The 23,170-nt window shown below is 72.0% G+C and carries 24 protein-coding genes; 14 read left to right on the top strand and 10 right to left on the bottom strand.

Translation table 11 applies throughout. The annotated features are described in order from the left end of the window. Window positions 1-84 precede the first annotated feature (84 nt). Window positions 85-510 (bottom strand): GrpB family protein, encoded by a 426-nt coding sequence (locus A8G15_RS20645; protein ID WP_211270211.1) that lies wholly within the window; start codon window positions 508-510, stop codon window positions 85-87. Window positions 511-811: 301 nt separating this feature from the next. Here A8G15_RS20645 and A8G15_RS20640 point away from each other — a divergent pair, with 301 nt between their 5' ends. Continuing rightward, window positions 812-1,780, top strand: coding sequence for a DUF2332 domain-containing protein (locus A8G15_RS20640; protein WP_068163865.1), 969 nt, complete (start codon window positions 812-814; stop codon window positions 1,778-1,780). A gap of 3 nt (window positions 1,781-1,783) precedes the next feature. On the opposite strand, the gene A8G15_RS20635 is transcribed toward A8G15_RS20640, so the two are convergent. Genes A8G15_RS20635 through A8G15_RS20620 form a run of 4 tightly spaced genes read right to left on the bottom strand, consistent with a single transcriptional unit; the run spans window position 1,784 to window position 6,339 of the window. Beyond that, window positions 1,784-2,566 (bottom strand): polyprenol monophosphomannose synthase, encoded by a 783-nt coding sequence (locus tag A8G15_RS20635; protein ID WP_068163861.1) that lies wholly within the window; start codon window positions 2,564-2,566, stop codon window positions 1,784-1,786. Next, a complete protein-coding gene (gene lnt / locus A8G15_RS20630) occupies window positions 2,566-4,182 on the bottom strand; it encodes an apolipoprotein N-acyltransferase (protein ID WP_082900039.1) in 1,617 nt (538 codons plus the stop codon). The genes A8G15_RS20635 and lnt overlap by 1 nt, the downstream gene beginning before the upstream one ends. Window positions 4,183-4,202: 20 nt before the next feature. After that, window positions 4,203-5,810 (bottom strand): amidohydrolase, encoded by a 1,608-nt coding sequence (locus A8G15_RS20625; RefSeq protein ID WP_068163859.1) that lies wholly within the window; start codon window positions 5,808-5,810, stop codon window positions 4,203-4,205. A gap of 19 nt (window positions 5,811-5,829) precedes the next feature. Further along, a complete protein-coding gene (locus A8G15_RS20620) occupies window positions 5,830-6,339 on the bottom strand; it encodes an FxsA family protein (RefSeq protein WP_068163886.1) in 510 nt (169 codons plus the stop codon). A gap of 98 nt (window positions 6,340-6,437) precedes the next feature. Here A8G15_RS20620 and A8G15_RS20615 point away from each other — a divergent pair, with 98 nt between their 5' ends. From A8G15_RS20615 to A8G15_RS20605, 3 genes are read left to right on the top strand one after another with little or no spacing between them, the layout of a single operon-like run. After that, the gene (locus tag A8G15_RS20615; RefSeq protein WP_068163856.1) at window positions 6,438-7,205 is read left to right on the top strand and encodes a TSUP family transporter; all 768 of its coding nucleotides are present in this window, start codon (window positions 6,438-6,440) and stop codon (window positions 7,203-7,205) included. 20 nt (window positions 7,206-7,225) lie between these two features. After that, window positions 7,226-8,737 (top strand): TldD/PmbA family protein, encoded by a 1,512-nt coding sequence (locus A8G15_RS20610; protein ID WP_068163884.1) that lies wholly within the window; start codon window positions 7,226-7,228, stop codon window positions 8,735-8,737. Beyond that, window positions 8,734-10,101 (top strand): metallopeptidase TldD-related protein, encoded by a 1,368-nt coding sequence (locus A8G15_RS20605; protein ID WP_068163854.1) that lies wholly within the window; start codon window positions 8,734-8,736, stop codon window positions 10,099-10,101. The genes A8G15_RS20610 and A8G15_RS20605 overlap by 4 nt, the downstream gene beginning before the upstream one ends. 47 nt (window positions 10,102-10,148) lie before the next feature. On the opposite strand, the gene A8G15_RS20600 is transcribed toward A8G15_RS20605, so the two are convergent. Further along, window positions 10,149-10,679 carry a glutathione peroxidase gene (locus A8G15_RS20600; RefSeq protein ID WP_068163851.1) on the bottom strand — a complete coding sequence of 177 codons (531 nt, stop codon included), beginning with the start codon at window positions 10,677-10,679 and terminating at the stop codon, window positions 10,149-10,151. A 72-nt stretch (window positions 10,680-10,751) separates the two neighbouring features. Further along, window positions 10,752-11,156 carry a PPOX class F420-dependent oxidoreductase gene (locus A8G15_RS20595; RefSeq protein WP_068163883.1) on the bottom strand — a complete coding sequence of 135 codons (405 nt, stop codon included), beginning with the start codon at window positions 11,154-11,156 and terminating at the stop codon, window positions 10,752-10,754. Between the two features lie 67 nt (window positions 11,157-11,223). On the opposite strand from A8G15_RS20595, the gene A8G15_RS20590 reads away from it, so the two are divergent. The 3 genes from A8G15_RS20590 to A8G15_RS20580 are packed head-to-tail and all read left to right on the top strand — an operon-like array spanning window position 11,224 to window position 14,027. Beyond that, window positions 11,224-12,000, top strand: coding sequence for a precorrin-3B synthase (locus A8G15_RS20590; RefSeq protein WP_068163848.1), 777 nt, complete (start codon window positions 11,224-11,226; stop codon window positions 11,998-12,000). Between the two features lie 49 nt (window positions 12,001-12,049). Continuing rightward, complete coding sequence (locus A8G15_RS20585) at window positions 12,050-13,519, top strand: dihydrolipoyl dehydrogenase family protein (RefSeq protein WP_068163881.1); 1,470 nt, start codon at window positions 12,050-12,052, stop codon at window positions 13,517-13,519. Between the two features lie 25 nt (window positions 13,520-13,544). Then, window positions 13,545-14,027, top strand: coding sequence for an adenosine-specific kinase (locus A8G15_RS20580; protein ID WP_068163844.1), 483 nt, complete (start codon window positions 13,545-13,547; stop codon window positions 14,025-14,027). A 97-nt stretch (window positions 14,028-14,124) separates the two neighbouring features. On the opposite strand, the gene A8G15_RS20575 is transcribed toward A8G15_RS20580, so the two are convergent. Together A8G15_RS20575 and dprE2 are read right to left on the bottom strand one after the other, a co-directional pair. Further along, window positions 14,125-14,349, bottom strand: a complete 225-nt coding sequence (locus tag A8G15_RS20575) for a hypothetical protein (RefSeq protein ID WP_068163841.1) — start codon at window positions 14,347-14,349, stop codon at window positions 14,125-14,127. A 132-nt stretch (window positions 14,350-14,481) separates the two neighbouring features. Further along, the gene (dprE2, locus tag A8G15_RS20570) at window positions 14,482-15,228 is read right to left on the bottom strand and encodes a decaprenylphospho-beta-D-erythro-pentofuranosid-2-ulose 2-reductase (RefSeq protein ID WP_068163833.1); all 747 of its coding nucleotides are present in this window, start codon (window positions 15,226-15,228) and stop codon (window positions 14,482-14,484) included. 103 nt (window positions 15,229-15,331) lie between these two features. On the opposite strand from dprE2, the gene A8G15_RS20565 reads away from it, so the two are divergent. The 6 genes from A8G15_RS20565 to A8G15_RS20540 are packed head-to-tail and all read left to right on the top strand — an operon-like array spanning window position 15,332 to window position 20,908. Beyond that, window positions 15,332-16,270 (top strand): hypothetical protein, encoded by a 939-nt coding sequence (locus A8G15_RS20565; RefSeq protein WP_068163830.1) that lies wholly within the window; start codon window positions 15,332-15,334, stop codon window positions 16,268-16,270. After that, window positions 16,267-17,415, top strand: coding sequence for an STM4014 family protein (locus A8G15_RS30765; protein WP_156665498.1), 1,149 nt, complete (start codon window positions 16,267-16,269; stop codon window positions 17,413-17,415). Before A8G15_RS20565 ends, A8G15_RS30765 begins: the two co-directional genes overlap by 4 nt. Beyond that, a complete protein-coding gene (locus A8G15_RS20555; RefSeq protein WP_245687924.1) occupies window positions 17,412-18,263 on the top strand; it encodes an STM4013/SEN3800 family hydrolase in 852 nt (283 codons plus the stop codon). Before A8G15_RS30765 ends, A8G15_RS20555 begins: the two co-directional genes overlap by 4 nt. Then, entirely contained in the window at window positions 18,260-19,612 is a 1,353-nt protein-coding gene (locus A8G15_RS20550; RefSeq protein ID WP_068163828.1) for an STM4012 family radical SAM protein, read from the top strand. Before A8G15_RS20555 ends, A8G15_RS20550 begins: the two co-directional genes overlap by 4 nt. Then, complete coding sequence (locus A8G15_RS20545) at window positions 19,609-20,502, top strand: STM4011 family radical SAM protein (protein WP_068163875.1); 894 nt, start codon at window positions 19,609-19,611, stop codon at window positions 20,500-20,502. Before A8G15_RS20550 ends, A8G15_RS20545 begins: the two co-directional genes overlap by 4 nt. A 10-nt stretch (window positions 20,503-20,512) precedes the next feature. Next, a complete protein-coding gene (locus tag A8G15_RS20540; RefSeq protein WP_068163826.1) occupies window positions 20,513-20,908 on the top strand; it encodes a TIGR03618 family F420-dependent PPOX class oxidoreductase in 396 nt (131 codons plus the stop codon). Between the two features lie 96 nt (window positions 20,909-21,004). Here A8G15_RS20540 and A8G15_RS20535 read toward each other — a convergent pair whose 3' ends face one another. Next, the gene (locus tag A8G15_RS20535; RefSeq protein ID WP_068163823.1) at window positions 21,005-22,135 is read right to left on the bottom strand and encodes a M24 family metallopeptidase; all 1,131 of its coding nucleotides are present in this window, start codon (window positions 22,133-22,135) and stop codon (window positions 21,005-21,007) included. Window positions 22,136-22,169: 34 nt separating this feature from the next. On the opposite strand from A8G15_RS20535, the gene A8G15_RS20530 reads away from it, so the two are divergent. Continuing rightward, window positions 22,170-23,159 (top strand): 5'-3' exonuclease, encoded by a 990-nt coding sequence (locus A8G15_RS20530; protein WP_068163821.1) that lies wholly within the window; start codon window positions 22,170-22,172, stop codon window positions 23,157-23,159. Window positions 23,160-23,170 lie beyond the last annotated feature (11 nt).

The raw sequence follows: 23,170 nt of genomic DNA, 5'->3' as shown, positions 1-23,170 counted from the left end.
CTACCAGGGGCTTGACCGCAGAATCTCGACGCGCTGTGCGCACGGTTGGCCACGCACTTCCCTGATCAGGGCTGCCGGTGAGTGTCAGCCGGCGTCCGGCAGGCAGGTGCCGAACGCGCGGGCGTAGATGTCGTCGATGACGGCGTTCTTGGCCAGGTTGTAACGGTCGGGCGCATCGACCGTCTCGGCGGCGAGCCGCCGCTTCGCCTTCTCGTAGCGTTCGCGATCGTTGTCGTGGGTGCGGAGCCAGTCCCGGAACACCACGTGACGGATGTGTTCGGGCGCCTCCTGCGAGAACACGTGCAGGTTGACGTCGGGATTTACGCCGCGGAACATGCGGTGCTCGTGCCAGCTCGGCTCACGCATCACCAGGCGATATCCCGTTTGTTCGAGCGGCGCGACATATGCGGATTCATCGGCGGAGTCCGGGACGATCAGGTCGATGTCGAGAATCGGCTTGGCCGCGAGTCCAGGAACCGCGGTCGAGCCGACATGTTCGATGCCGAGCACCGTTCCGCGAGTGCCGCCTCGATCTTTCTTGCCTCGCCCTCGAACAACCGGGGCCATGCGGGGTCGTAGGGTTCGATCACCACAGGTCCGGTCACGACCTGCTCTCCGATCCAGGCCGCTTCCATCTCCCCCGGCGTGCTCTCCAGACGTCGGGTGACCTCCGGTGGATATCGCACGACACTCCTCCTCGGGCGCAATCGAGTCGCAGAGGCCAGCACTCCGAGCAGGGCCAGAGCAACGATCCGATACCGCGGCGAGCGCAACCCTTCCCCCGACATCGAACTCCGGGTAGACATCGGCCGTGTCCACGAGTGAGAGATACCGACGATTCGCGCAGGTGGAAGCGCTCGGACGATCCCCGGCCTACGAACGGTTGGGCCTGGGAATCGCCGGGGATCCCGAGGTGCTGGCCCTCGTGGAGCGTCTGCCCGAACCGAAACGTCAACCGAACCTGGTCCTCGGTGTGGCTCGGCACCTCGGCGCCCCGACCGGGTCCTACCGGTCGTTCCGCGGGTGGATCCTCGATCACTGGGCCGCCGTCGAACGCACCGCGCGGGTGCGGTCGACCCAGACGAACGAGGCCGGCCGCGCCGCGGTGCTGCTGCCCGTCCTGGCGATGCTGCACGGGCCGCTGACGCTCGTCGAGGTCGGGGCGTCGGCCGGGTTGTGCCTGTATCCGGACCGCTTCAGCTACCGCTACGCCGGGCGACCCGACCTGGATCCGGTGGACGGTCCGTCGCCGGTGCTGCTGACCTGCACCACCACCGGGACGCCGCCGCTGCCCACGGCGCTCCCGACGGTGGTCCATCGCGTCGGAATCGATCTCGCCCCGCTCGACGTGGACAGCGACGACGACCTGGCCTGGCTGGACAGTCTCGTCTGGCCCGAACACCACGAGCGGCGTGAACGCCTGCGGGCCGCCGCGGCGATCGCCCGGCGCGACCGGCCGCAGCTGGTGCACGGCGATCTCACTGCAGCCCTCCCCGACGTGGTGCGGCAGGCGCCGCCGGACACGACCGTCGTCGTGTTCCACAGCGCGGTCCTGAACTACGTCGACGACGCGGCCCGCGCGGCATTCGAGCAGACCGTCCGGGAGCTGCCCTGCCACTGGATCTCCAACGAGGGACCGCGCGTCTTACCCGGCATCACCGGCCGGTTGCCGATCCCATCAGAGCAGGTCGGTGGCCGATTCGTCGTGGCTCTGGACGGGCAGCCTCTGGCACTGGCCGGCGCGCACGGCCAGTCCCTCGACTGGCTGGGCCGTCCGTGACGGTCAGCCGCGGCCGACGAGCCCCCGCAGCGTGGCCCACCGGTTGCGCAGACCCCACACGGTGACCTTGAGCAGAGCTTCCTGCACGATGTTGCCACTCATCTTCGAGTCGCCGATGACGCGTTCGGTGAAGGTGATCGGCACCTCGGCGACCGTGAATCCGGCCTGCAGGGTGCGCCAGGCCAGGTCGACCTGGAAGCAGTAGCCGTGCGATTCGATCGCGTCGAGGTCGAGCTTTTCGAGCACCTCGCGCCGGTATGCCCGGTAGCCGCCGGTGATGTCGCGGATCTTCACGCCCAGAGCGAGCCGTGAGTAGACGTTGCCGCCGCGGGAGAGCACCTCGCGGTGCCACGGCCAGTTCACGACGGTGCCGCCGGGCACGTACCGGGAGCCCAGGACCAGATCGGCACCGGCGTCGACCTTCTCGAGCAGCAGATGCAGCTGTTCCGGGGCGTGGCTACCGTCGGCATCCATCTCCACCAGCACCGTGTAGTCCCGTTCGAGACCCCATCGGAATCCGGCGATGTAGGCGGCACCGAGGCCGTTCTTCTCGGTGCGGTGCATGACGTGGATGCGTCCACCGCTCGCCGCGGCCAGTTCGTCGGCGACCGCGCCGGTGCCGTCCGGGCTGCCGTCGTCGGCGATGAGCACGTGCACGTCCGGCAGCGCCGCATGCAGCCGGCCGACGATCAGGCGGATGTTCTCCCGCTCGTTGTACGTCGGAATGATGACCAGGGTCCGTGCGCTCGGCGCGCTGTGGTTCCCGGCCGGCGTCGCCGCTGCCATCAATGGTCCTCCCTGTCGAAACCGGCCTGGGCCGGTGATCCTGCGGTGCCGGCCTCGGCCGGCTCGGTGCCGTGTCCGGGCTGTGGACGCGACTCCGCGGTGTGGTGTCGCCGGGCCCGCACGAGGGCGGCACCGGCGGCGGCGACGGCTCCGACACACAGAACGAGTTCCGGGATCGGGCCGAGCCGACTAGCCAGCGTAGTCGTCGTACGCAACGGCACTTGCGCCACCAGCGCTGCCGGCTCGAACAGCGGGCTCTGCTGCAGCACCGATCCGTCGGCGGCGACGATCGCGCTGACACCGCTGGTGGCGGCCACGACCACGGTGCGGCCGTGTTCGACGGCCCGCAGCCGCGACATCGCCAGCTGCTGGTAGGTCATCTCCGTGTCGCCGAAGGTGGCGTTGTTGGTGGGTACCGCCAGCAGTTGCGCTCCGGCGTCGACGGCTTCGCGCAGTGCCCGGTCGAACGCGACCTCGTAGCAGGTGGCGACACCGACGGGGATGGCGGCGGCGTGCACCACGCCGTCGCCGTGGCCGGGCACGAAGTGGCCGGCGCGGTCGGCGTATTCGGAGAACAGCCGGAAGAACGACCGGTACGGCAGGTATTCGCCGAACGGCTGGATGATCTTCTTGTCGTGCCGCTCGCCGGGTCCGGCCGCGCCGTCCCAGACGATCACCGAGTTGGTGGTGGTGCCGTCACCGTTGACGAGCACGGCGCCGACGGTGATGGGGGCGCCGATCGCGGCGGCCGCGGCGCTGATGTCGGCAGCCGCGTCGGGGTTGCGCAGCGGGTCGATGTCCGAGGCGTTCTCCGGCCAGATCACCACGTCCGGGCGCGGTACCGTTCCGGCCGCGACGTCGGCGGCGAGTTCGAGGGTCCGGGCGACGTGGTTGTCGAGCACCGCCTTGCGCTGTGCGTTGAAGTCGAGTCCCAGGCGCGGCACGCTCCCCTGGATCGCCGCGACCGTGATCGTGCGGTCGCCCTCGCCGGGCGCGGGCAGCAACGGCCACACCACCGCCGCGCACAGCGGTGCCAGCGCGGTGACGGCCGCGGCCCGCAGCAGCGGTCCGCGCCGCGGCTCGCGACCGGCACGGAGGACGAGCGCGGCCAGCCCGGTGCCGGTCAGCGCGACCGCGAAGGACACCAGGGGAGCTCCGCCGACCGCGGCGAGCGCGACCAGCAGACCGTCGGGTTGCCCGAACGCCAGGCGTCCCCACGGGAATCCGCCGAATGGCACGGTGGCGCGCAGGTACTCGGTCAGCGACCAGCACGCGGCGATCCACACAGGGGCGGCGGGCAGAGACCGCACGTGCACGGTCAGCGCCCCGAACAAGCCGACGAACAGGGCCTCGATCGCGGCCAGCGCCAGCCACGGCAGCGGCCCGACGTATACGCCGACCCACGGCAGGAGCGGCACCAGAAAGCCCAGGCCGGCGAGGTATCCATAGCAGAACCCCGCACGTCGATGCAGTGGTCGTGCAATCAATACAGCGACCAGTAAACCGATGCCGATCGGTGCGAGGAACCACAGCGGTCGCGGCGGGAAACTCGCGAACAGCAACAGCCCGGCGACCACCGACAACAGGGCCCGGACCCCCACGGCCCGCACTGCCACCGCCCGAGCGGCCGGCGCGGTCACCGCTGGTACACGATCCGGCCGCGGTGCACGCTGCGCACCAGCACCGGATCGTCCGAGCCCGGCTCGAGATCGGGCAGCGGCGCCACCCGCGACCGCGGGTCCGTCGACCACCTCTGCACACTGTCCTTCGGAGCGCTGATCACCAACTCCCCCGCCTCCCACACCGCGTACGACGCGGGCGCCCCCGGATCGAGGGTGCCGGCGAGACCGTCGCGGACTCCGCCGGCCCGCCACGCCCCGCGGGTCGCCGCGGCGAACGCGGCGCGCGGCGAGATGCCACTGCCCGGCGTCCGGTGATGCACGGCGGCCCGCAGCATCGGCCACGGCCGGGCCGCGGTCACCGGAGCATCCGAACCGAACGCCAGGGACATCCCGGTCGCGGCGATGCCGGCGAAATTGTTCGATGCGGCCGCCCGGTCGGCGCCGAGCCGCGTCGCGTACATCCCGGCCGGCCCACCCCACAGGGCGTCGAACATCGGTTGCATGCTGGCGATCACCCCCCACCGGCCCAGCAGTGCCGCCTGCTCGGCGGTCAGGGTTTCGGCGTGTTCGAGGCGGTGCCCGCGCGCGGCGACGGCAGGACCACCCAGATCGTCGGCGACGGCGGCGAACGCGGCGGTCGCCGCCGCCGCGGCGGCATCCCCGATGACATGGAACCCGGCCTGGATACCGGCCGTGGTACACGCCCGGATGTGTGCGGTGATCTGCTCGACGGTCAGGTACGAGGTGCCACAGCAGTCGGGTCGATCGGCGTAGGGGGTGGTCAGCCACGCGGTGTGCGAGCCGAATGCGCCGTCGACGAACAGATCACCGCCGAGCCCGTGCGCACCGGTCGCCGCGAGCAGCTCGGTGGCCTGCTCGGCGGTGGTGACCGCCTCACCCCAGTACCCGCGCACCTGCACCGCGTGTTCGGTGCCGAGCAGTTCGGCGAAGTCGTCGCGGCCGGAGATGTCGGGCCCGCCGCACTCGTGGACGGCGACGATGCCGTGCGCGGCGTAGTCGTCGAGAGCGGCGAGACGGGCGCGGGCCCGCTGCGCCGGGGTGAGCAGGGCGCGCGCGGCACCCCGCACCGCGTGATGGGCGGCGGCGGTCAGGGGCCGTTGCGGGTGGTGGCCGGGAAGTCCGGCCGAGTCGGCGGCGGCGCGCAGCATGGTGGACGCGGCCGCGGAATGCGCATCGATGCGGGTCAGGTACACGGCCCGGCCCGGAGCCGCGGCATCGAGGTCGGCAGTGGTCGGCGCGGTGGCCTCGGGCCAGCCGGTTTCGTCCCACCCGTGCCCCCACAGCACCGCGTCGTCGCATCCGGCGGCGTGCGCGCGCAGCCGCTGCAGCGCCTCCTCCCGGCTGGCGGCACCGGTCAGGTCCAGGCCGGTCAGGGCCAGGCCGTGCGCGGTGACGTGCACGTGGGTGTCGACGAATGCGGGGGCGACGAACGCGCCGTGCAGATCGATGATCTCGGCGTCGGGGTGCAGCGTGCGGCCGGGCCGTTCGGCCCCCACCCACACGATCCGGCCGTCGGTGACGGCCATGGCGGTGGCGTCGGGGGCGGTGGCGCTGTAGATACGGCCGCCGACGAGAAGCTGGGTGTGCGGTGCTGGACTCACGAGCGTCCAGTCTGCCCCGTCAGGGCCGCTGCGGCCGCTGCGGGGTGTCGACGATCTCGCCTTCGAGGATCGGGGCGGACGTCAGGCGCGGGTTCGCATCGACGACGGTGTGCTCGACGACCTGTCCGTCGACGACGGTGATGCGCTCACCGTGCCAGCTGCCGCGGGCCGCGAGGTCCGCGACCTTGCGGGCGGCGACGACCTTGACGACCGGGCGCAGCAGCGCCCGGGTCGGCGGCAACAGCAGCAGGATCCCCAGGACGCTGGTGAGCAGACCGGGCACCAGGACCAGCCCGGCACCGAGCCCGACGAGAGCACCGTCGGTCAGCGCCCGGTCCGGGGAGGCCCCCGCCCGGACCTTGCCGAGATTCTGCAGCGCACGGCGGCCCTGCGCCCCGAGGATCAGGTAGCCGAGGACGCTGACACCGAGGAACAGCAGCACGGTGTAGCCGGCGCCGATCGCGGAACCGAGCGCGGCGAGTACCGCGATCTCGGCGACGACGTAGACGAGGAACAGCAGGGGCAACATCAGGGGCTCCTTCCGGGTGGCCACACCGGTGCAACGAACGGGCCGGAGATTTTGCTCCCGGTCGGCCGTGACCGCGGTCTCGTGATCGAATCACGATCATGGATGCGGGTGACTGGGCGGTGCTGCTGGCGGCGGCGGCCGCGGCCGGATGGGTCGACGCGGTGGTCGGGGGCGGCGGCTTGATCCTGCTGCCCGCGCTGCTGCTGGTGGCACCGCAACTGACCCCGCAGGCCGCGTTGGCGACCAACAAGCTCACCGCGATCTGCGGCACCAGCGCCGCGGTGGTGACGTTCGCGCGGCGCATCCGGATGCAGTGGACGGTGCTGGTCCCGGCGGCGGTGCTGGCCGCGGTGCTCGCGGCGTGCGGGGCGGCGGCGGTATCGCTGATCGACCGGTCGCTGTTCATTCCGATCGTGATGGTCGCGCTGGTCGCGGTCGCGGTGATGGTGACGTTACGGCCACAGATCGGCACCGGCCTGGTCCGGGACCGGCCGAGCCGGCGGCGCACGGTGATCGTCGTGCTCGGCTCGGCCGCGGTGATCGGGTTCTACGACGGCATCCTCGGTCCGGGGACCGGCACGTTCCTGATCATCTCCTTCGCGACGCTGCTGGGCACCGAGTTCGTCCGCTCCGCGGCGATGGCGAAGGTGATCAACCTCGGGTCCAATCTGGGTGCCCTGGTGTTCTTCGCCGCGACCGGGCACGTGTGGTGGTCGCTGGGACTGACGATGGCGGTGTGCAACGTCGCCGGGGCGGTGCTGGGCTCGCGGACGGCGCTGGCGCGCGGCGCCGGGTTCGTGCGGGCGGTGCTGTTGATCGTGGTGCTGGTGATGGTGGTGCGGCTCGGTTGGCAGCAATTCGCGTGATCGTCTCCTACGGTGAGCGGGTGAACACCGTCGACGCCGATTTCCTCGCCCTGCCGTTGCGTGCACTCGCCGATGCGGCGCTGTCGGTGGCCCGCACGGCCGGGGCCACCCACGCGGATCTGCGGGTGCACCGGGTGCGCACCCAGTCGCTGGCCCTGCGTGATGGCGGGGTGCAGTCCTCCGTGGACGGTGTCGATGCCGGCCTGGCGGTGCGGGTCCTCGTCGACGGCACCTGGGGGTTCGCCTCGCACGCCGAGCTGACCGTCGATGCGGCGGCAGCGACGGCCGGCCGGGCGATCGAGGTCGCGCGGGCGTTGCGGCCCCTCAACCGGGATCCGGTGCAGTGGGCCGACGAGCCGGTTCACCCGGATGCGGTGTGGGTGTCGCAGTACGACCTGGATCCGTTCGTGGTGCCGGTCGGCGACAAGGTCGCGATCCTCACCGATCTGTCGCAGCGGTTGCTCGCCGCCGACGGCGTCGATCACGTGACGGCGAACTGTGTGCAGGTCAAGGAGCAGACCTTCTACGCGGACCTGGCCGGATCGGCGATCACCCAGCAGCGGATGCGGATCCATCCGCAACTCGAGGCGACCACCGTCGACCAGGCGGCGGGGGTGTTCGAGACGATGCGGACCCTCGCTCCCCCGACCGGGCGCGGCTGGGAGTATCTCGCGTCCGACGATCACTGGGACTGGACCGGAGAGCTGGCGGCGCTACCGCAGTGGCTGGCGGAGAAGGCCGCGGCGCCGTCGGTGGTCGCGGGACCGACGGACCTGGTCATCGATCCGACGAACCTGTGGCTGACCATCCACGAGTCGGTCGGGCACGCCACCGAGTTCGACCGGGCGGTCGGCTACGAGGCCGCGTACGCGGGCACCTCCTTCGCGACCCCGGACCTGCTGGGTTCGCTGCGTTACGGCAGCGAGGTCATGCACGTGACCGCGGACCGCACCGACCCGCACGGCCTCGCGACCGTCGGGTTCGACGACGACGGCGTCGCCGCCCAGTCCTGGGATCTGGTACGCGACGGCGTGCTGGTGGGCTTCCAGGTGGACCGGGCGTTCGCGCCGCGGCTCGGGTTGCCACGCTCGAACGGCTGCGCCTACGCGGATTCGGCGCATCACGTGCCGATCCAGCGGATGCCGAACGTGTCACTGCAACCGGATCCCCTGGTGGATCGGTCCACCGCGGACCTGATCGCCGACGTCGAGGACGGGCTGTACGTCGTCGGCGACAAGTCCTGGTCGATCGACATGCAGCGCTACAACTTCCAGTTCACCGGCCAGCGGTTCCACCGGATCCGCGGCGGTGAACTGGCCGGTCAGGTGCGCGATGTCGCCTACCAGGGCACGACCACCGACTTCTGGGGCGCGCTCGAGGCGGTGGGCGGCCCGTCGACGTGGCGGCTCGGGGGTGCGCTGAACTGCGGCAAGGCGCAACCCGGACAGGTCGCGGCGGTCTCGCACGGCTGTCCGTCGGCGCTGCTGCGCGGCATCAACGTGCTCAACACGCGTTCGGAGGGTGGACGATGATCGAGGCGCAGGAGCTGGTGGAGCGGGCGCTGCGCGTCTCGACGGCCGACGAGACGATCGTGCTCGTCACCGAGGTGTCGGAGGCGGCGCTGCGGTGGGCGGGCAACTCGATGACCACCAACGGGGTGTCGCGGTCGCGGACCTGGACGGTGCTCGCGATCCGGCGTGAGCCCACGACCCGCGTCGGGGTCGTCACCTCCAGCAGCGTCGATCCCGACGACATCGACGCGGTGGTCGCGGCGGCGCGTGCCGCCGCCGACGAGGCGGCACCGGCCACCGATGCGATGCCGCTGCTCGACGGCACCGGCGCCACCGGTGACTGGACCGACGGATTCACCGGTACGGGCATCGCGGTGTTCGACGAGGTCGTCGATGCGCTGGCCGAAGGCTTCGACGGCACCGACCGGCTCTACGGGTTCGCGCACCATCAGGTGCGCACCACATGGCTCGGCACCTCCACCGGGGTGCGGCGCCGGTACACCCAGCCGGAAGGGTCGATCGAGGTGCACGGCAAACGGGGCGGGCTGAACGGTCCGGGAGCGTGGGCCGGCGCCGGAACCCGCGACTTCCGCGACGTCGACACCACCGCCCTGCTCGTCGAGCTGGATCGGCGGCTGGACTGGGCGGGCCGGGCCGTCGAACTGCCCGCCGGACGATACGAGACGCTGCTGCCGTCCTCGGCGGTGGCGGACCTGATGATCTACCTGATGTGGTCGATGGAGGGGCGCGGCGCGGAGGAGGGCCACACCGCGCTGTCCCGGCCCGGCGGTACCCGGATCGGCGAGCTCCTGACCCCGCTGTCGCTGACGTTGTTCTCGGATCCGTTCGCGCCCGGACTCGAGTACGCGCCGTTCGTGACGGCGACCGCATCGACGGACGCGGTGTCGGTGTTCGACAACGGCCTCGACACCGGCCGCGTGGACTGGATCCGGGACGGGACCGTACACGCGCTGGCGTACCCGCGGGCCGCGGCCGCCGAGTTCGGCGCCAGCGTCACCGCGCCGGGTGAGAATCTGCTGCTCACGGGCGGATCGTCGGCGAGCATCGACGACCTGGTCGCCTGCACCGAACGGGGCCTGCTGCTGACCACCCTGTGGTATCTGCGGGAGGTCGACCCGGCGACGCTGTTGCTGACCGGCCTCACCCGGGACGGGGTGTACCTGGTGGAGGACGGCGAGGTGGTCGCCGCCGTGAACAACTTCCGGTTCAACGAATCACCGCTGGACCTGCTGCGTCGCGCCACGGAGGTCGGCGCGACGGAACGGACGCTGCCGCGGGAATGGAAGGACTGGTTCACCCGCACCGCGATGCCGCCGATGCGGATCCCGGACTTCCACATGTCGTCGGTCAGCGCCGCCCGCTGACCGCGGGTGCGCCCGGGAACCGAACGGTGCCCGGGCAGCCCGGAGGGTCAGGCCAGGTCGGCGACCTGCCGGCCGATCTCGTCGGGGGTGACGGTCGGCTCGAACCGGCGCACGACCGCGCCGTCGGGGTCCACGAGGAACTTGGTGAAGTTCCACTTCACCGCGTCGGTGCCGATCGACTCGGGCATCGTCTTGCTGACGTGTTCGTACAGGAACCCGTGGTCGGGACCGAAATCTCCGGGAGCCTCGGCGCGCAGGTGCCGGTACAGGGCGTGCGCGTCGTCCCCGTTGACATCGATCTTCCCGTACACGGGGAACGTCACGTCGTAGCTGAGCCGGCAGAACTCCTGGATCTCGGCGTCGGTGCCCGGTTCCTGACCGGCGAACTGGTTGCACGGGAATCCGATGATCTGCAGCGTGTCGCCGGACTGCCGGTGCAGCGCCTCGAGACCCTCGTACTGCGGGGTCAGGCCGCACTTGCTGGCGACGTTGACGATCAGCAGGTACTTGCCGGCGTAGCGGCTCAGGTCCTCGGTGGTTCCGTCGGCGGTGTCGACGGTGAAGCTGTGGACGCTCATGAAGTCGTTTCCTCGTTCTCGGATCGGATGAAGCTGCCGGACACGGCGATCGGATCGCCGCCCTCGGCGAGACTACGGTTCGTCGATGCTGCAGGCGAGACCGATCGTGCCGGACCGGCCGCGGCGCAGCAGGCTGCCCTTCACTCCGAGCCAGCCGAGAATCCCGTATTTGCGGGCGATCACGGCGCGGGTGTGCTCGGTGCCGGCGTCGTCGAGGACGACGGCGGTGCCCGGCACCGCGGCGCTGCGCGGCTTTCCGCGGGCGTCACACACCGCCAGGGTGATACGTGGGTCGCGGCGCAGCCGGGTGACCTTGTGCGAGGCGGTCGCGGTCCACACCAGCAACCGGTCGCCGTCGGCGGCGGCCCACACGGCCGTGGGCACGGCGGTGCCGTTCTTGCGGAAGGTGCTCAGCAGCACGTACTTGGCGGCGGCGAGGTCGGCGAACGACGGCCGCGTGAGATCCCCATCGGACATGATCACACCCTACGCAGCCGCACGGCCCGGGCGCCGCCGCGACGTGCCGTCGTTCTAGCCTGACCTCATGTCGCAATCCCGATCCGCCGCCGTCGACGTGCACCTGCCGGGCGGTGCCGTCAGCGCGGCGCAACTGCAGGCTCTCGCCGAACTCGCCCACGTGCACGCCGATGCGGCACTGCACCTCACCGAGCATGCCGGGCTGCGGCTGCACGGCGACCGGGACGCCCTGGCCGGCCCGATCACCGCGGCCGGGCTCACCGTGCACGGCACCTACCGGCGCAGCGTCGTCGCCTCCCCGCTGTCGGGCCGGATCGGCGGGCTCGCCGACGTGCGGGAGATCGCCGTCGACCTGCACTGGCGGCTGGACACGGCGGCGACGGCGGACACGGTGCTCGGTCTCGACGACGGCAGCGGGGACATCGTGGCGCTGTCCCCCGACCTCGCGGTGTGCGCGCTGCCCGGCGGGTCGTGGATGCTGGCCCGCGACGGCCGCGACACCGGGGTACGGGTCGCCCCCGACGACATCGTCGAGGTGCTGCTCGATCCCGCGGCCGCCGCCGCACCGGACACCGACCCGGCGCCGGTCCCGGCGCCGCCGCCGCACCCGATCGGCTGGCTGGACCGCCCGGACGGCACGGTCGTGCTCGCCGGTGCCCTCGCCGGCGGGGTGCTGCCCGCCCGCACCGCCGAGTTCCTCGCCGCCGTCGACCACCCGCTGGTGATCACCCCGTGGCGGTCGGTGCTGCTGTGTGACCTCGACGAAGGGGTCGCCGAACAGGTCGTGCGGGTGCTCGCGCCGATGGGCCTGATCTTCGACGCGAACTCCCCGCACGTGGACTGAACCGCCCGAACCGGCCCGGACGGCGCCGCACCCGCCTACCGTGGGACCGATGAGTCCCGATACCGCCGGCACCGACCGGGACACCTTCGATGTGATCGTGATCGGCGGCGGACCGGCCGGGGAAAATGCCGCGAACTACGCGATCGCCGGCAGCGATCGCACCGCCGCGCTCATCGAACACGAACTCGTCGGCGGCGAATGCTCCTACTGGGCGTGCATGCCGAGCAAAGCGCTGCTGCGACCCGGGCAGATCCTCGCCGCAGCCCGCCACATGCCCGGCGTCGGGGAGAAGATCACCGCGCACGGCGTCGACGTCGCCGACGTGCTGGCCCGCCGCGACTCCTTCACCCACCACCGGGACGACAGCTCCCAGGTGCTGTGGGCAGACTCGGCCGGAATCGACGTGCTGCGCGGTCACGCCCGGATCACCGGGGACCGCACCGTCGCCGTCGACGGCACCCGGCCCCGCACCCTGCGGGCACGGCACGCCGTCGTGCTCGCCACGGGCACCGTCGCGACCGTGCCGGACACCCCCGGACTGCGCGCGGCGCTGCCGTGGACATCGCGGGACGCGACGAATCTGGTGGAGATTCCGCGGCGCATGTTGCTGGTCGGCGGCGGCGTCGTCGCGTGCGAAACCGCGACGTGGCTGCGACAACTCGGCGTCGAGGAACTTACCGTCGTGGTGCGCGGGCAGCGCCTGCTCCCCCGCGTCGAACCGTTCGCGGCCGACGCCGTCACCGGCACGTTCGGCCGTCACGGCATCGACGTGCGGTTCGGCACCGAGATCAGCCGGGTCACCCGCGACGATGCCCGCAACACCGGCATCGGGCGCATCCACGGGGGGCCGGCCACCGTCGCCCTGGACGACGGAACCACCGTCGAGGTCGACGAGATCGTGGTCGCCGCGGGCCGGCGACCCACCATCGACGACCTCGGGCTCGAGACGGTCGGACTCGACGCCGGCGCGCGCCTGTCCGTCGACGATCACCTGAACGTCACCGAGGTGGACGGCGGCTGGCTGTACGCGGTCGGGGACGCCGCGGGCCGCGCCGCCCTGACCCACATGGGCAAATATCAGGCGCGGGTGTGCGGCGACGTGATCGCCGCCCGCGCCGAGGGCCGCGGCCTCGACCATCCCCGCTACCGCGCCAGCGCGGATCACGACCAGGTGCCGCAGGTGATCTTCACCGAACCGGAGATCGCGTCCGTCGGGCACACCGCCCGTTCGGCCCGCGAGGCCGGACTCGACGTCGACGTGCTCGAGGTGGACCTGGAGGTCGCCGGTTCGGCGCTGGCCCGCGACGACTTCGGCGGGCACGCCGCGCTCGTCGTCGACCGCGCCACCGACACCCTCGCCGGCGCCACGTTCGTCGGTACCGAGGTCGCCGAACTCGTGCACGCCGCGACGATCGCACTGGTCGGGAAGGTGCCGCTGGACACGCTCTGGCACGCGGTCCCGTCCTATCCGACGGTCAGCGAGGTGTGGCTGCGGCTGCTCGAAACCCGCCGGTCGTGACCCGAGCCGCGAAGGAGAGACCACCGTGGAGCTGAGTGTCGTCGCAATCGACAAACCCGAGGACACGAACGTGATCGTCGGCCAGTCCCATTTCGTCAAGACCGTCGAGGACCTGCACGAAGCGCTCGCCGGGTCGAGCCCGCACCTGCGGTTCGGTGTCGCATTCTGCGAAGCGTCCGGGGTGCGCCTGGTGCGCCGATCCGGCAACGACGACACCCTCGTGGACCTGGCCACCCGCAATGCGCTCACGGTCGGGGCGGGGCACTGCTTCATCGTGTTCGTCGACAACGGCTACCCCGTCAACGTGCTCAACACGATCAAGCAGGTCCCGGAGGTGTGCGGCATCTATTGCGCGACCGCCAACCCGGTCGAACTCGTGATCGCCGAAACCGACCTGGGACGCGGCATCGTCGGCGTGATCGACGGCAGCCCACCGCTCGGCGTGGAAACCGACGACGACGTCGCCGACCGCAAGGCGCTGCTGCGCACCATCGGCTACAAACTGTGATGCGGGGCCGCATCCACGGCTAGATCCAGCCCTGCCTGCGGGCGATGACCGCGGCCTCGTGCCGGTTGGCGGCGCCGAGCTTGGTCACCGCGCACCGTCACCGCTCCACCCGATTCCACGCGCGCACCCCGATCGCGAACCGCGCCGCCAGGTACACCACGGCGGCCCCGGCGCCAGCCCAGAACAGCGGACTCGGCCCCGCCGGCGCGAACACCGCCGCCAGCAGCGGGATATCGATGACGACCAGTTCCCGGGTCATCATCGGGGCGGGACCGAACTCGAGCAGGTCGGTCAGCAGGGTTCCCTCGTGTGGTTCTCGCATGGCTTCGAGCCTGTCCGGTTCCGGGCGGGGGAAGCAGTGCGCCGCATCATCGGTTGCGGTGACATCGTCAGCGTTCGGCCATGACGGATGTCATGGGCCCGGGCCGGTTCGCCCGGACCTGCCCTCGTGCGGTCAGCGGGGCAGGCGCCGCCAGATCGCGCGGGGCAGCAGCCGCATCCCGAAGAACACCGGCCGCAGCACACCCGGCACCCACACCTCACCGCGGCCGCGCCCCAGCGCGCGCGCCGTCGCGTCCGCGACCTGCTCGGGGGTGCTCGACAGCGGCGCGGGGCTCATCCCCAGGGTCATCCGGCCGATCACGAAACCCGGCCGTACCAGCAGCAACGACACACCGCTGCCGTGTAGCGCGTCCGCGAGCCCCGACGCGAACCCGTCCAGGCCGGCCTTGGCCGACCCGTACACGTAGTTGGCGCGACGCACCCGCACCCCGGCCACCGACGAGAACACCACGAGCCGCCCCGAGCCCTGCGCGCGCAGCAGCGCCGCCAGGCGGGTCAGCAACGCGACCTGCGCGACGAAATCGGTGTGCACCACCGCCACCGCGTGCTCGGCGTCGGTTTCCGCGCGGGTCTGGTCGCCGAGGATCCCGAACGCGAGCACCGCCACGTCGATCGGCCCGTGCGCGGCGGTGATCTGTTCGAGCACCGCCGGATGGGTGTCGAGGGCGTCGGCATCGAACTCGACGGTGTGCACCGCGGCCGCACCCGCACCCTGCACCGCCGCGCGGGGTGCGTGCAGGTCGTCGGCGCGGCGCGCGGCGAGGATCACGGTGCGCCCGGGGGCGAGACGGCGGGCCACCTCGACACCGATCTCGCTGCGGCCACCGAAGATCACGACGCTTCCCTGCGGGCTGCTCATGTCCGCCAGTGTGCCCTGCCCGGTCTGTCCGGTTGCTGTCGGGACCCTCGCATAGGGTGGCCTCCGCCAGTCCGACACGTCCATCGAACGGAGCCGAACAGCGGTGACCATCTCCACAGCGACCACCCGTTTCGCGGGCCTGCCCGTCCAGCAGTTCACGACCGACACCGACACACCGGTCGATCCGGCGTCGGTCGCCTGGAAGATCGCCACCGACTGGGACGGCGGCACCGACCGGTTCGTGGCGGACCTGACCGCGCTGACCGAGACGCCCTGGGCCGGGCGGGTGACCGCCCTGCTGCTCGGGCAGTGGAGCGAGGCGAGCGACCCGCTGCCCGCCGGCCAGGTGGCGCCGCTGCTCACCGCGCTGCCGGCGCTGACCGCGCTGTTCGTCGGCGACATGACCTTCGACGAATCCGAGATCTCCTGGATCGACTGGGGCGATCTCGGGGCGGTGCTCGCGGCGGCACCGAACCTCGAGACCCTCCAGTTGCGGGGCGGCTGCACCCCGATGACCGGCGACGACGTCGATCTCACCCCGCCGTCGCTGCCGCGGCTGCGGTCGCTGACCGTCGAATCGGGTGGGCTGCTGCCCTCCTATCTGACCGCCCTGCTCGCCGCCGACCTGCCGCGCCTCGAACGCCTCGAACTGTGGCTCGGCACCGAGAACTACGGCGGCGTCGAGACCGTCGAACCGCTCGCTGCGTTGCTCGCCGGCGACCTGTTCCCGAACGTGACGTCGCTGGGGCTGCGCAACGCGGAGATCGCCGACGAGATCGCGCTCGCGCTCGCCGGCGCCCCGGTCCTGAAGCGCATCACCGATCTGGATCTGTCGCTGGGCACACTGTCGGACATCGGGGTCGACGCGCTCGGCGACGGCGACCTCGGCGCGGTGACCACCCTGATCCTCGACCACCACTACGCCTCCGACGCGGCCCTCGACCGGCTGCGCGCCGCCCACCCGGGCATCACGATCTCCGCCGAGGACCGGCAGGAAGCCGACAGCGACGACGGCTGGCGCTACACCGCCGTCTCGGAGTGAGCGGCGCCCTGCTGCTGATCGGTAATCCCGGCACCCGGCGCACCGCCCTGCTCACCGCGGCACTCGCCCGCGCCGGACACGCTGCGCCACGGGTAGTGCCGTGGCGGACCGTGCTCGCCGACGGACCCGACCGCGCCGGGATGCATCTGACGGCTGCGCTCGACGACAGGCCGCCGACCGTGATGCGCATCGACTCCCCCGGCGACGACCCGCAGGTCGACCGGTTGCTGCGCGGCGCGGATCGTGTCGCGCTGCACGGTGCCGTCACCGCCGGCCCGGACTGGTATCGCGGGTTCACCACGGCGACAGCGGCACTGGCATCCGCCGCCCGCGCCGCGCGGATACCCTCCACCACCGACCCGGACGAGATCGCGGTGCTGTTCGACAAGCCTGCCTGCCACGCCCGGCTCACCGCCGCCCGGGTGCCGGTGCCCCCCGCGCTCGATGCCCCGGACACGCCCCCTGTCTCCGGGTGGGCCGAGCTCCGCGACCGGCTCGCCTCCCGAGGCTGGCATCGGGTCTTCGTCAAACCCGCCCACGGCTCGTCCGCGTCCGGCGTGCTGGCGGTGCAGCTGCGCCGGCGCGGCCGCCACCTCGACGTGATCGCGCGCGGCCCTGTCGAACTCGCCGGCGGGCAGCCGTTCAACACGCTGCGGCCCGGGGTGTTCCGCGGCGAAACGGAGGTGGCGCCGCTGATCGACGCGCTCGCCGACCGGCACCTGCACGTCGAACGCTGGTTCCCCAAGCTCGTATACGAGCGCCGGGCCGTCGACGTGCGGGTGCTCACCGTCGGCGGCACTGCCGGTCACGCGGTGGTCCGCGCCGCCACCGGATCGATCACCAACCTGCACCTGGGCAATGCGCGCGGCGACCTGACCACGCTGCGCAGCGTGCTCGGCGACGACGGGTGGCGGCGCGTGCTCGACGTCGCCGAGGCCGCCGCCGCCTGTTTCCCCCGCACCCTCACGGTCGGGGTGGACGTGCTTGTCGGGGCCCGCGCCACCGCCACCCGCCCGATTCCCGTCGCGGTGGCCGAGGTCAACGCGTTCGGAGACCTGCTACCGAACCTGCCCGGCCTGCACCGCCCCGACCACGATCCCTACGACACGCAAGTCGCCGCCCTCGCCGAAAGAATGCTGCTGTGATCCCGACGCCCCTGCCTGCCCCGCCCTTCCCGGAGATCGTCGGCAACCACGACATCCTGTTCGTCACGCTGGACACGCTGCGCTTCGACATCGCCGCCGCAGAACTCGCGGCCGGCCGCACCCCGAACCTGGCGGCGATGCTACCCGGCGGGTGGGAACGCCGGCACACCCCGGCCACCTTCACCTTCCCCGCCCACCAGGCGTTCTTCGCCGGGTTCCTGCCGACGCCCGCCGCGCCCGGCCCGCATCCGCGGCTGTACGCGGCCGCGTTCCCCGGCAGCGAATCCACCGGACCGCACACCTGGACGTTCCCGCAGGCCACCGTGGTCGAGGCGCTCGCCGCCGAGGGGTATCGCACCGTCTGCATCGGCGGCGTCGGATTCTTCTCCGGAACCACCGAACTGGGCCGCGTGCTGCCCTCGTTGTTCGAGGAGAGCCACTGGTCGACCGACACCGGGGTGACCAGCCCGGCGAGTTTCGACGCCCAGCTCGACGTGCTCGCCACGACCCTGGCGAGCACCGATCCGCGACCGCGCTTCGTTTTCGTGAACGTCGCGGCGCTGCACCAGCCGAACCACTTCTATCTCGACGGGATCGACTCCACCCCCGGCACGCGGCCCCCGGACGGACCGGACAGTCACGCCGCGGCCCTGCGGTACGTCGACGCGCGGGTTCCTCGACTGGTGGACCTGGTCAGGACCGGACCGCGGCCGGTGTACACGATCGTGTGCTCGGATCACGGCACCGCCTACGGCGACGACGGCTGGTCCGGGCACCGGCTCGCCCACGAAGCCGTGTGGACCGTGCCGTACGCCCAGTTCGTGCTGCCCGTCGGGGGGGTCCGATGACCCGGCTCGACGGCACCGACACCGCGGTCGATCTCGACGGTTCCCCCTACCAGGGTTACCTGTACGCCTACCCGCACAAATCCGCGTACCGGCCGCTGCGGCCGGCGCCGCCGCTGCGGCAGGTGTGGGCCGGACAGGACCGGTCGTCGCTGTTCCTGTACGCGCACATCCCGTTCTGCGAGATGCGCTGCGGGTTCTGCAATCTGTTCACCACCGCCAACCCGCCCGAGGAACGCGTCGGCGCCTACCTTGCCGCGCTGCGCCGGCAGGCCCGGCAGGTCCGCACCGAACTCGACGCCGCCGGACCGGACACGGCACGTTTCGCCGCGGCCGCGATCGGCGGCGGCACCCCCACCTACCTCGAGGCCCGCGAACTCGACGCGCTGTTCGACATCCTCACCGAGTTCGCACCGGAACTGCCCCGCATCCCCAGCGGCGTCGAGACGTCCCCCGCGACCGCGACCGCGGACCGGGTCGCGGTGCTCGCCGACCGCGGGGTGCACCGCGTCAGCATCGGGGTGCAGAGCTTCCTCGATCACGAAGCCCACGCGGCCGGGCGCCCGCAGAAACGCGCCGCGGTCGACGCCGCGCTGGACCGGCTGCAGGCCGCCGGGTTCGGCATCGTCAACCTCGACCTGATCTACGGCATCGACGGCCAGACCCCCGAGACCTGGCAGTACTCCCTCGACACCGCGCTCGCAAGATGCCCCGAGGAGATCTACCTGTATCCGCTGTACGTGCGGCCGCTGACCGGACTCGGACGCCGCGCCGGAACCGACCGCGACACCGGGTGGGACGCACAGCGTCTCGCGTTGTACCGGCAGGGCGTCGAGGCGCTCACCGCCGCCGGTTATCGGCAGCACTCGATGCGTCAGTTCCGCCGCGGCGACGTCACCGACGTCGACACCGACTACTGCTGCCAGGACGACGGCATGGTCGGGCTCGGCTGCGGTGCCCGCTCCTACACCACCGACCTGCACTATTCGTTCGACTACGCGGTGGGAGTGCCCGCGGTGCGGGCGATCCTCGACGAGTACACCGCCACCGACGATTTCGGCCGCGCCACCGTCGGGACCGCGCTCGACGAACACGAGCAGCGGCGGCGCTGGCTGATCAAGACGTTGCTGCGTGCCGACGGCGTCGACCTCGCCGCCTACACCGCCCGGTTCGGCGGCGACCTGCACCGGGACATCCCCGGACTCGACACGCTGACCGACCGCGGCTGGGCACACGCCGCCGGGGCCGGGCTGCGCCTGACCGACGCGGGCCTGGCCCGCTCCGATCTGATCGGCCCGTGGCTGGTGTCCGAGTCGGTCCGCGCCTCGATGACCGCGGCGGTCCTGCGGTGAGCGAGCACCTGACCGTGCTGTACCGGGGGCCGCTCGCCAGCTGCAACTACGACTGCCCGTACTGCCCGTTCGCCAAGCGCCGCGACAGCCCCGGGACGCTACGTGCCGACCGGGCGGCGCTGGACCGGTTCGTGGCGTGGGCCACCGGCAATCCCGACGGGCACGCGAAGCTGTCGGTGCTGTTCACCCCGTGGGGCGAGGCGTTGACCCGTTCCTGGTACCGCGACGCGCTGGTCGCGTTGTCGCACCTGTCCCATATCGACACCGTCGCGGTCCAGACGAACCTGTCGTGCCGCACCGGCTGGCTCGCCGATACCGCCCGGGAGCGCGTGGCGCTGTGGTGCACCTACCATCCCGGCGAGGTCACCCGCGCACGGTTCGTGCAACGGTGCTCCGAACTCGACGGGCTCGGCATCCGGCACTCGGTGGGCATCGTCGGGCTCGCCGACCGGCTCGACGAGGCCCGGGCTCTGCGCGCGGCGCTGCCCGAGTCGACCTATCTGTGGGTCAACGCCGAGGAGGGGCGGACCTACGAGGCGGCGGAGGAAGCCGCGTGGACCGCGCTGGATCCGCTGTTCGGGTATTCGGTGCGTCCGCATCCCACACTCGGCCGGCCGTGCCGCACCGGCGAGAGCGTGATCAGCGTCGACGGCGACGGACGGGTCCGGCGCTGTCATTTCGTGGACGAGCCGCTCGGCAACCTGTACGACGGCAGCTACCTCCCGGCGCTGCGGCCCCGCCCCTGCCCGAACACGATGTGCGACTGCCACATCGGATACGTGCACCTGCCGGAACTGCCGCTGTACGAGGTGTTCGCCGGGGGTGTCGTCGAACGGATCCCGGCGCTGCTGCCGCTGACCCCGGTCACCTCGTCGCGCCGGGCGTTCTAGGCTCGCGGGCATGGCCCGCACCCCGGACGCGCTCGGTGAGCGCGCACTGCAGTTCCTGTCCGAGTATCACCTCGGCACGCTCACGACGCTGCGCAAGGACGGCACCCCGCACGTCGTCGCGGTCGGGTTCACCTGGGACCCGCAGACGCGGCTGGTGCGGGTGATCACCAACGCCCGATCGCAGAAGGCACTCAACGCCGACCGCGGCGGCTACGCCGCGGTCTCCCAGGTCGACGGTGGCCGCTGGGTCACCCTCGAAGGTTCGGCGCGGGTACGCACCGACGCCGCCGCGGTCGCCGAAGGGGTCGCCCGTTACACGCGGCGCTATCGGCCCCCAAGGGTGAATCCGACGCGGGTGGTCGTCGAGATCACCGTGGACCGGGTGATGGGATCGGTCCTGGACTGATCCCGCCACCCCTGCCTTTGTCCGAGCGAACGATACATTCGCTCGCAAAAAGGACGCAGGAAGAGCAGCGGCGGAGCCGCCGGTCTCGGTCGGCGGTCAGCCCGGAAGCACCGTCAGCCCGTGCGGCCGACGGTTCACGGCTTCGCACCCGTCGGCGGTGACGACCACGATGTCCTCGATGCGGGCACCCCACTCACCGCGGAAGTAGATGCCGGGCTCGATGCTGAACGCCATGCCCGGTCGCAGTTCGTCGGTGTTCCCGCCGACGATGTACGGCTCCTCGTGCACCGACAGACCGATGCCGTGCCCGGTGCGGTGCACGAACACCTCCCCCAGTCCCTGGGCGGCCAGCAGATCACGGGCCGCCGCATCCACCGATTCGGCCGTCACGCCGGGCTTCACCGCGTCGACCGCGGCCTGCTGCGCCGCCTCGAGCAGCGCGATCTTCGCCGCCACATCGGGATCGGGTTCGCCGAGGCTGTACGTGCGGGTCGAATCGGAGTTGTAGCCGGGTTCGACGGGACCGCCGATGTCGATCACCACGATGTCCCCGGATTCGAGCACCCGGTCGGACACCTCGTGGTGCGGGTCGGCGCCGTGCGGACCCGACCCGACGATGACGAAGGCCGCCTCGGTGTGCCCCTCCTCGAGGATCGCCGCGGAGATGTCCGCCGCCACGTCGGCTTCGGTGCGGCCCGGCCGCAGCCATTCACCCATCCGGGCGTGCACCCGGTCGATCGCGGCCCCGGCACGCCGCAGCGCGTCGATCTCGTCGTCGTCCTTGACCATCCGCAGCTCCCGCAGCACATCGGTGGCCAGCACCGGAACCGACCCGAACAACCCGGCCAACGGCACAAGATGCAGGGCCGGCATCGCGTCGGTCACCGCGGTGCGGGCGGCGGCCGGCAGCAGCGACGCCACCAGTTCGTACGGGTTCTGCCCGTCCACCCAGTCCCGCACCGGCACGGCCAGCTCCGCGACCGCCGAGTCGTTCAGCGACGCCAGTTCGAGCCGCGGAACCACCACCGTCGCCGCACCCCCGCCGGTGGGGATCACCAGACAGGTGAGCCGTTCGAAGGACTCGGCGCGGGAACCGAGCAGGTACCGCAGATCCGGGCCGGGGGTGATCAGCAGCGCGTCGAGACCGGCGGCGGCACCGAGCTCGGCTGCGCGGGTGAGCCGTTCGGCATAGCGGGCGGCGGGAAATCGGGATGCGGCAGCACTCATGGGCACAAGCGTAGTGCGCTGCAGGGGTGGCAGGATGAGGACCGTGACGACTCCTGTGACCACCCCCGCCGGGGATACCGCGCAGCGCCCGCTGCTGCTGCTCGACGGGGCGAGCCTGTGGTTCCGCGCCTACTACGCGCTGCCCGACTCGATCACCGCACCCGACGGGCGTCCCGTCAACGCGGTGCGGGGCTTCACCGACATGGTGGCCTCACTGATCACCCGGCACCGGCCCGCCCGGCTCGTGGTGTGCCTGGACCTGGACTGGCGACCCGAGTTCCGGGTCGCCGCGGTCCCCAGCTACAAGGCGCACCGGGTCGCCGTCGGCTCCGACGGGACCGTCGAGGAGGTCCCCGACACTCTGTCCCCGCAGGTACCGATCATCCTCGAGGTGCTGGCCGCGGCGGGGATCGCCACCGGCGGCGCCGACGGCTTCGAGGCCGACGACGTACTCGGAACCCTCGCCGCCCGCGAAACCACCGACCCGGTGGTCGTGGTCAGCGGCGACCGCGACCTGCTGCAGGTCGTCGCGGACGATCCGGTGGCGGTGCGGGTGCTCTACGCCGGGCGGGGCCTGGCGAAGGCCGAACTGTTCGGGCCCGCCGACGTCGCCGAGCGGTACGGGGTGCCCGCCGACCGGGCCGGGGCCGCCTACGCCGAGCTGGCGTTGCTGCGCGGGGACCCGTCCGACGGCCTGCCCGGCATCAAGGGCGTCGGGGAGAAGACCGCGTCCGGTCTGCTGCTGCAGTACGGCTCGCTCGACGGGCTGCGGGCGGCCGCCGCCGATCCGGATTCGGGCATGGCCAAGGGCATGCGCGCCAAACTGGACGCGGCCGCCGGCTACCTGGACGCGGCGCTTCCCGTGGTGCGGGTCGCCCGCGACGCGCCGGTCCAGCTGTCCGGCGCCGACACCCTGCCGGCCCGGCCCGCCGATGCGGCGGCGCTGGCGGCCTTGGCCGAGACACTCGGGATCGGGCGGTCCGTCACGACGCTGACCACGGCCCTGGCCGCGGCTGCCGGCTGACCGGACCGCCC

It is taken from the genome of Rhodococcus phenolicus, from assembly GCF_001646785.1.
GTDB lineage: Bacteria > Actinomycetota > Actinomycetes > Mycobacteriales > Mycobacteriaceae > Rhodococcus > Rhodococcus phenolicus.
Note: the sequence above shows the minus strand (reverse complement) of the source record. Positions and strands in the feature narration are given on the sequence as shown.

Excerpts from the sequence above, each read along its gene's own strand:
- A8G15_RS20635 (WP_068163861.1), bottom strand. The coding sequence starts at position 2,566 with ATGGCAGCGGCGACGCCGGCCGGGAACCACAGCGCGCCGAGCGCACGG.
- A8G15_RS20620 (WP_068163886.1), bottom strand. The coding sequence starts at position 6,339 with ATGTTGCCCCTGCTGTTCCTCGTCTACGTCGTCGCCGAGATCGCGGTA.
- A8G15_RS20615 (WP_068163856.1), top strand. The coding sequence starts at position 6,438 with ATGGATGCGGGTGACTGGGCGGTGCTGCTGGCGGCGGCGGCCGCGGCC.
- A8G15_RS20605 (WP_068163854.1), top strand. The coding sequence starts at position 8,734 with ATGATCGAGGCGCAGGAGCTGGTGGAGCGGGCGCTGCGCGTCTCGACG.
- A8G15_RS20600 (WP_068163851.1), bottom strand. The coding sequence starts at position 10,679 with ATGAGCGTCCACAGCTTCACCGTCGACACCGCCGACGGAACCACCGAG.
- A8G15_RS20595 (WP_068163883.1), bottom strand. The coding sequence starts at position 11,156 with ATGTCCGATGGGGATCTCACGCGGCCGTCGTTCGCCGACCTCGCCGCC.
- A8G15_RS20590 (WP_068163848.1), top strand. The coding sequence starts at position 11,224 with ATGTCGCAATCCCGATCCGCCGCCGTCGACGTGCACCTGCCGGGCGGT.
- A8G15_RS20585 (WP_068163881.1), top strand. The coding sequence starts at position 12,050 with ATGAGTCCCGATACCGCCGGCACCGACCGGGACACCTTCGATGTGATC.
- A8G15_RS20575 (WP_068163841.1), bottom strand. The coding sequence starts at position 14,349 with ATGCGAGAACCACACGAGGGAACCCTGCTGACCGACCTGCTCGAGTTC.
- dprE2 (WP_068163833.1), bottom strand. The coding sequence starts at position 15,228 with ATGAGCAGCCCGCAGGGAAGCGTCGTGATCTTCGGTGGCCGCAGCGAG.
- A8G15_RS20550 (WP_068163828.1), top strand. The coding sequence starts at position 18,260 with ATGACCCGGCTCGACGGCACCGACACCGCGGTCGATCTCGACGGTTCC.
- A8G15_RS20540 (WP_068163826.1), top strand. The coding sequence starts at position 20,513 with ATGGCCCGCACCCCGGACGCGCTCGGTGAGCGCGCACTGCAGTTCCTG.
- A8G15_RS20535 (WP_068163823.1), bottom strand. The coding sequence starts at position 22,135 with ATGAGTGCTGCCGCATCCCGATTTCCCGCCGCCCGCTATGCCGAACGG.
- A8G15_RS20530 (WP_068163821.1), top strand. The coding sequence starts at position 22,170 with ATGAGGACCGTGACGACTCCTGTGACCACCCCCGCCGGGGATACCGCG.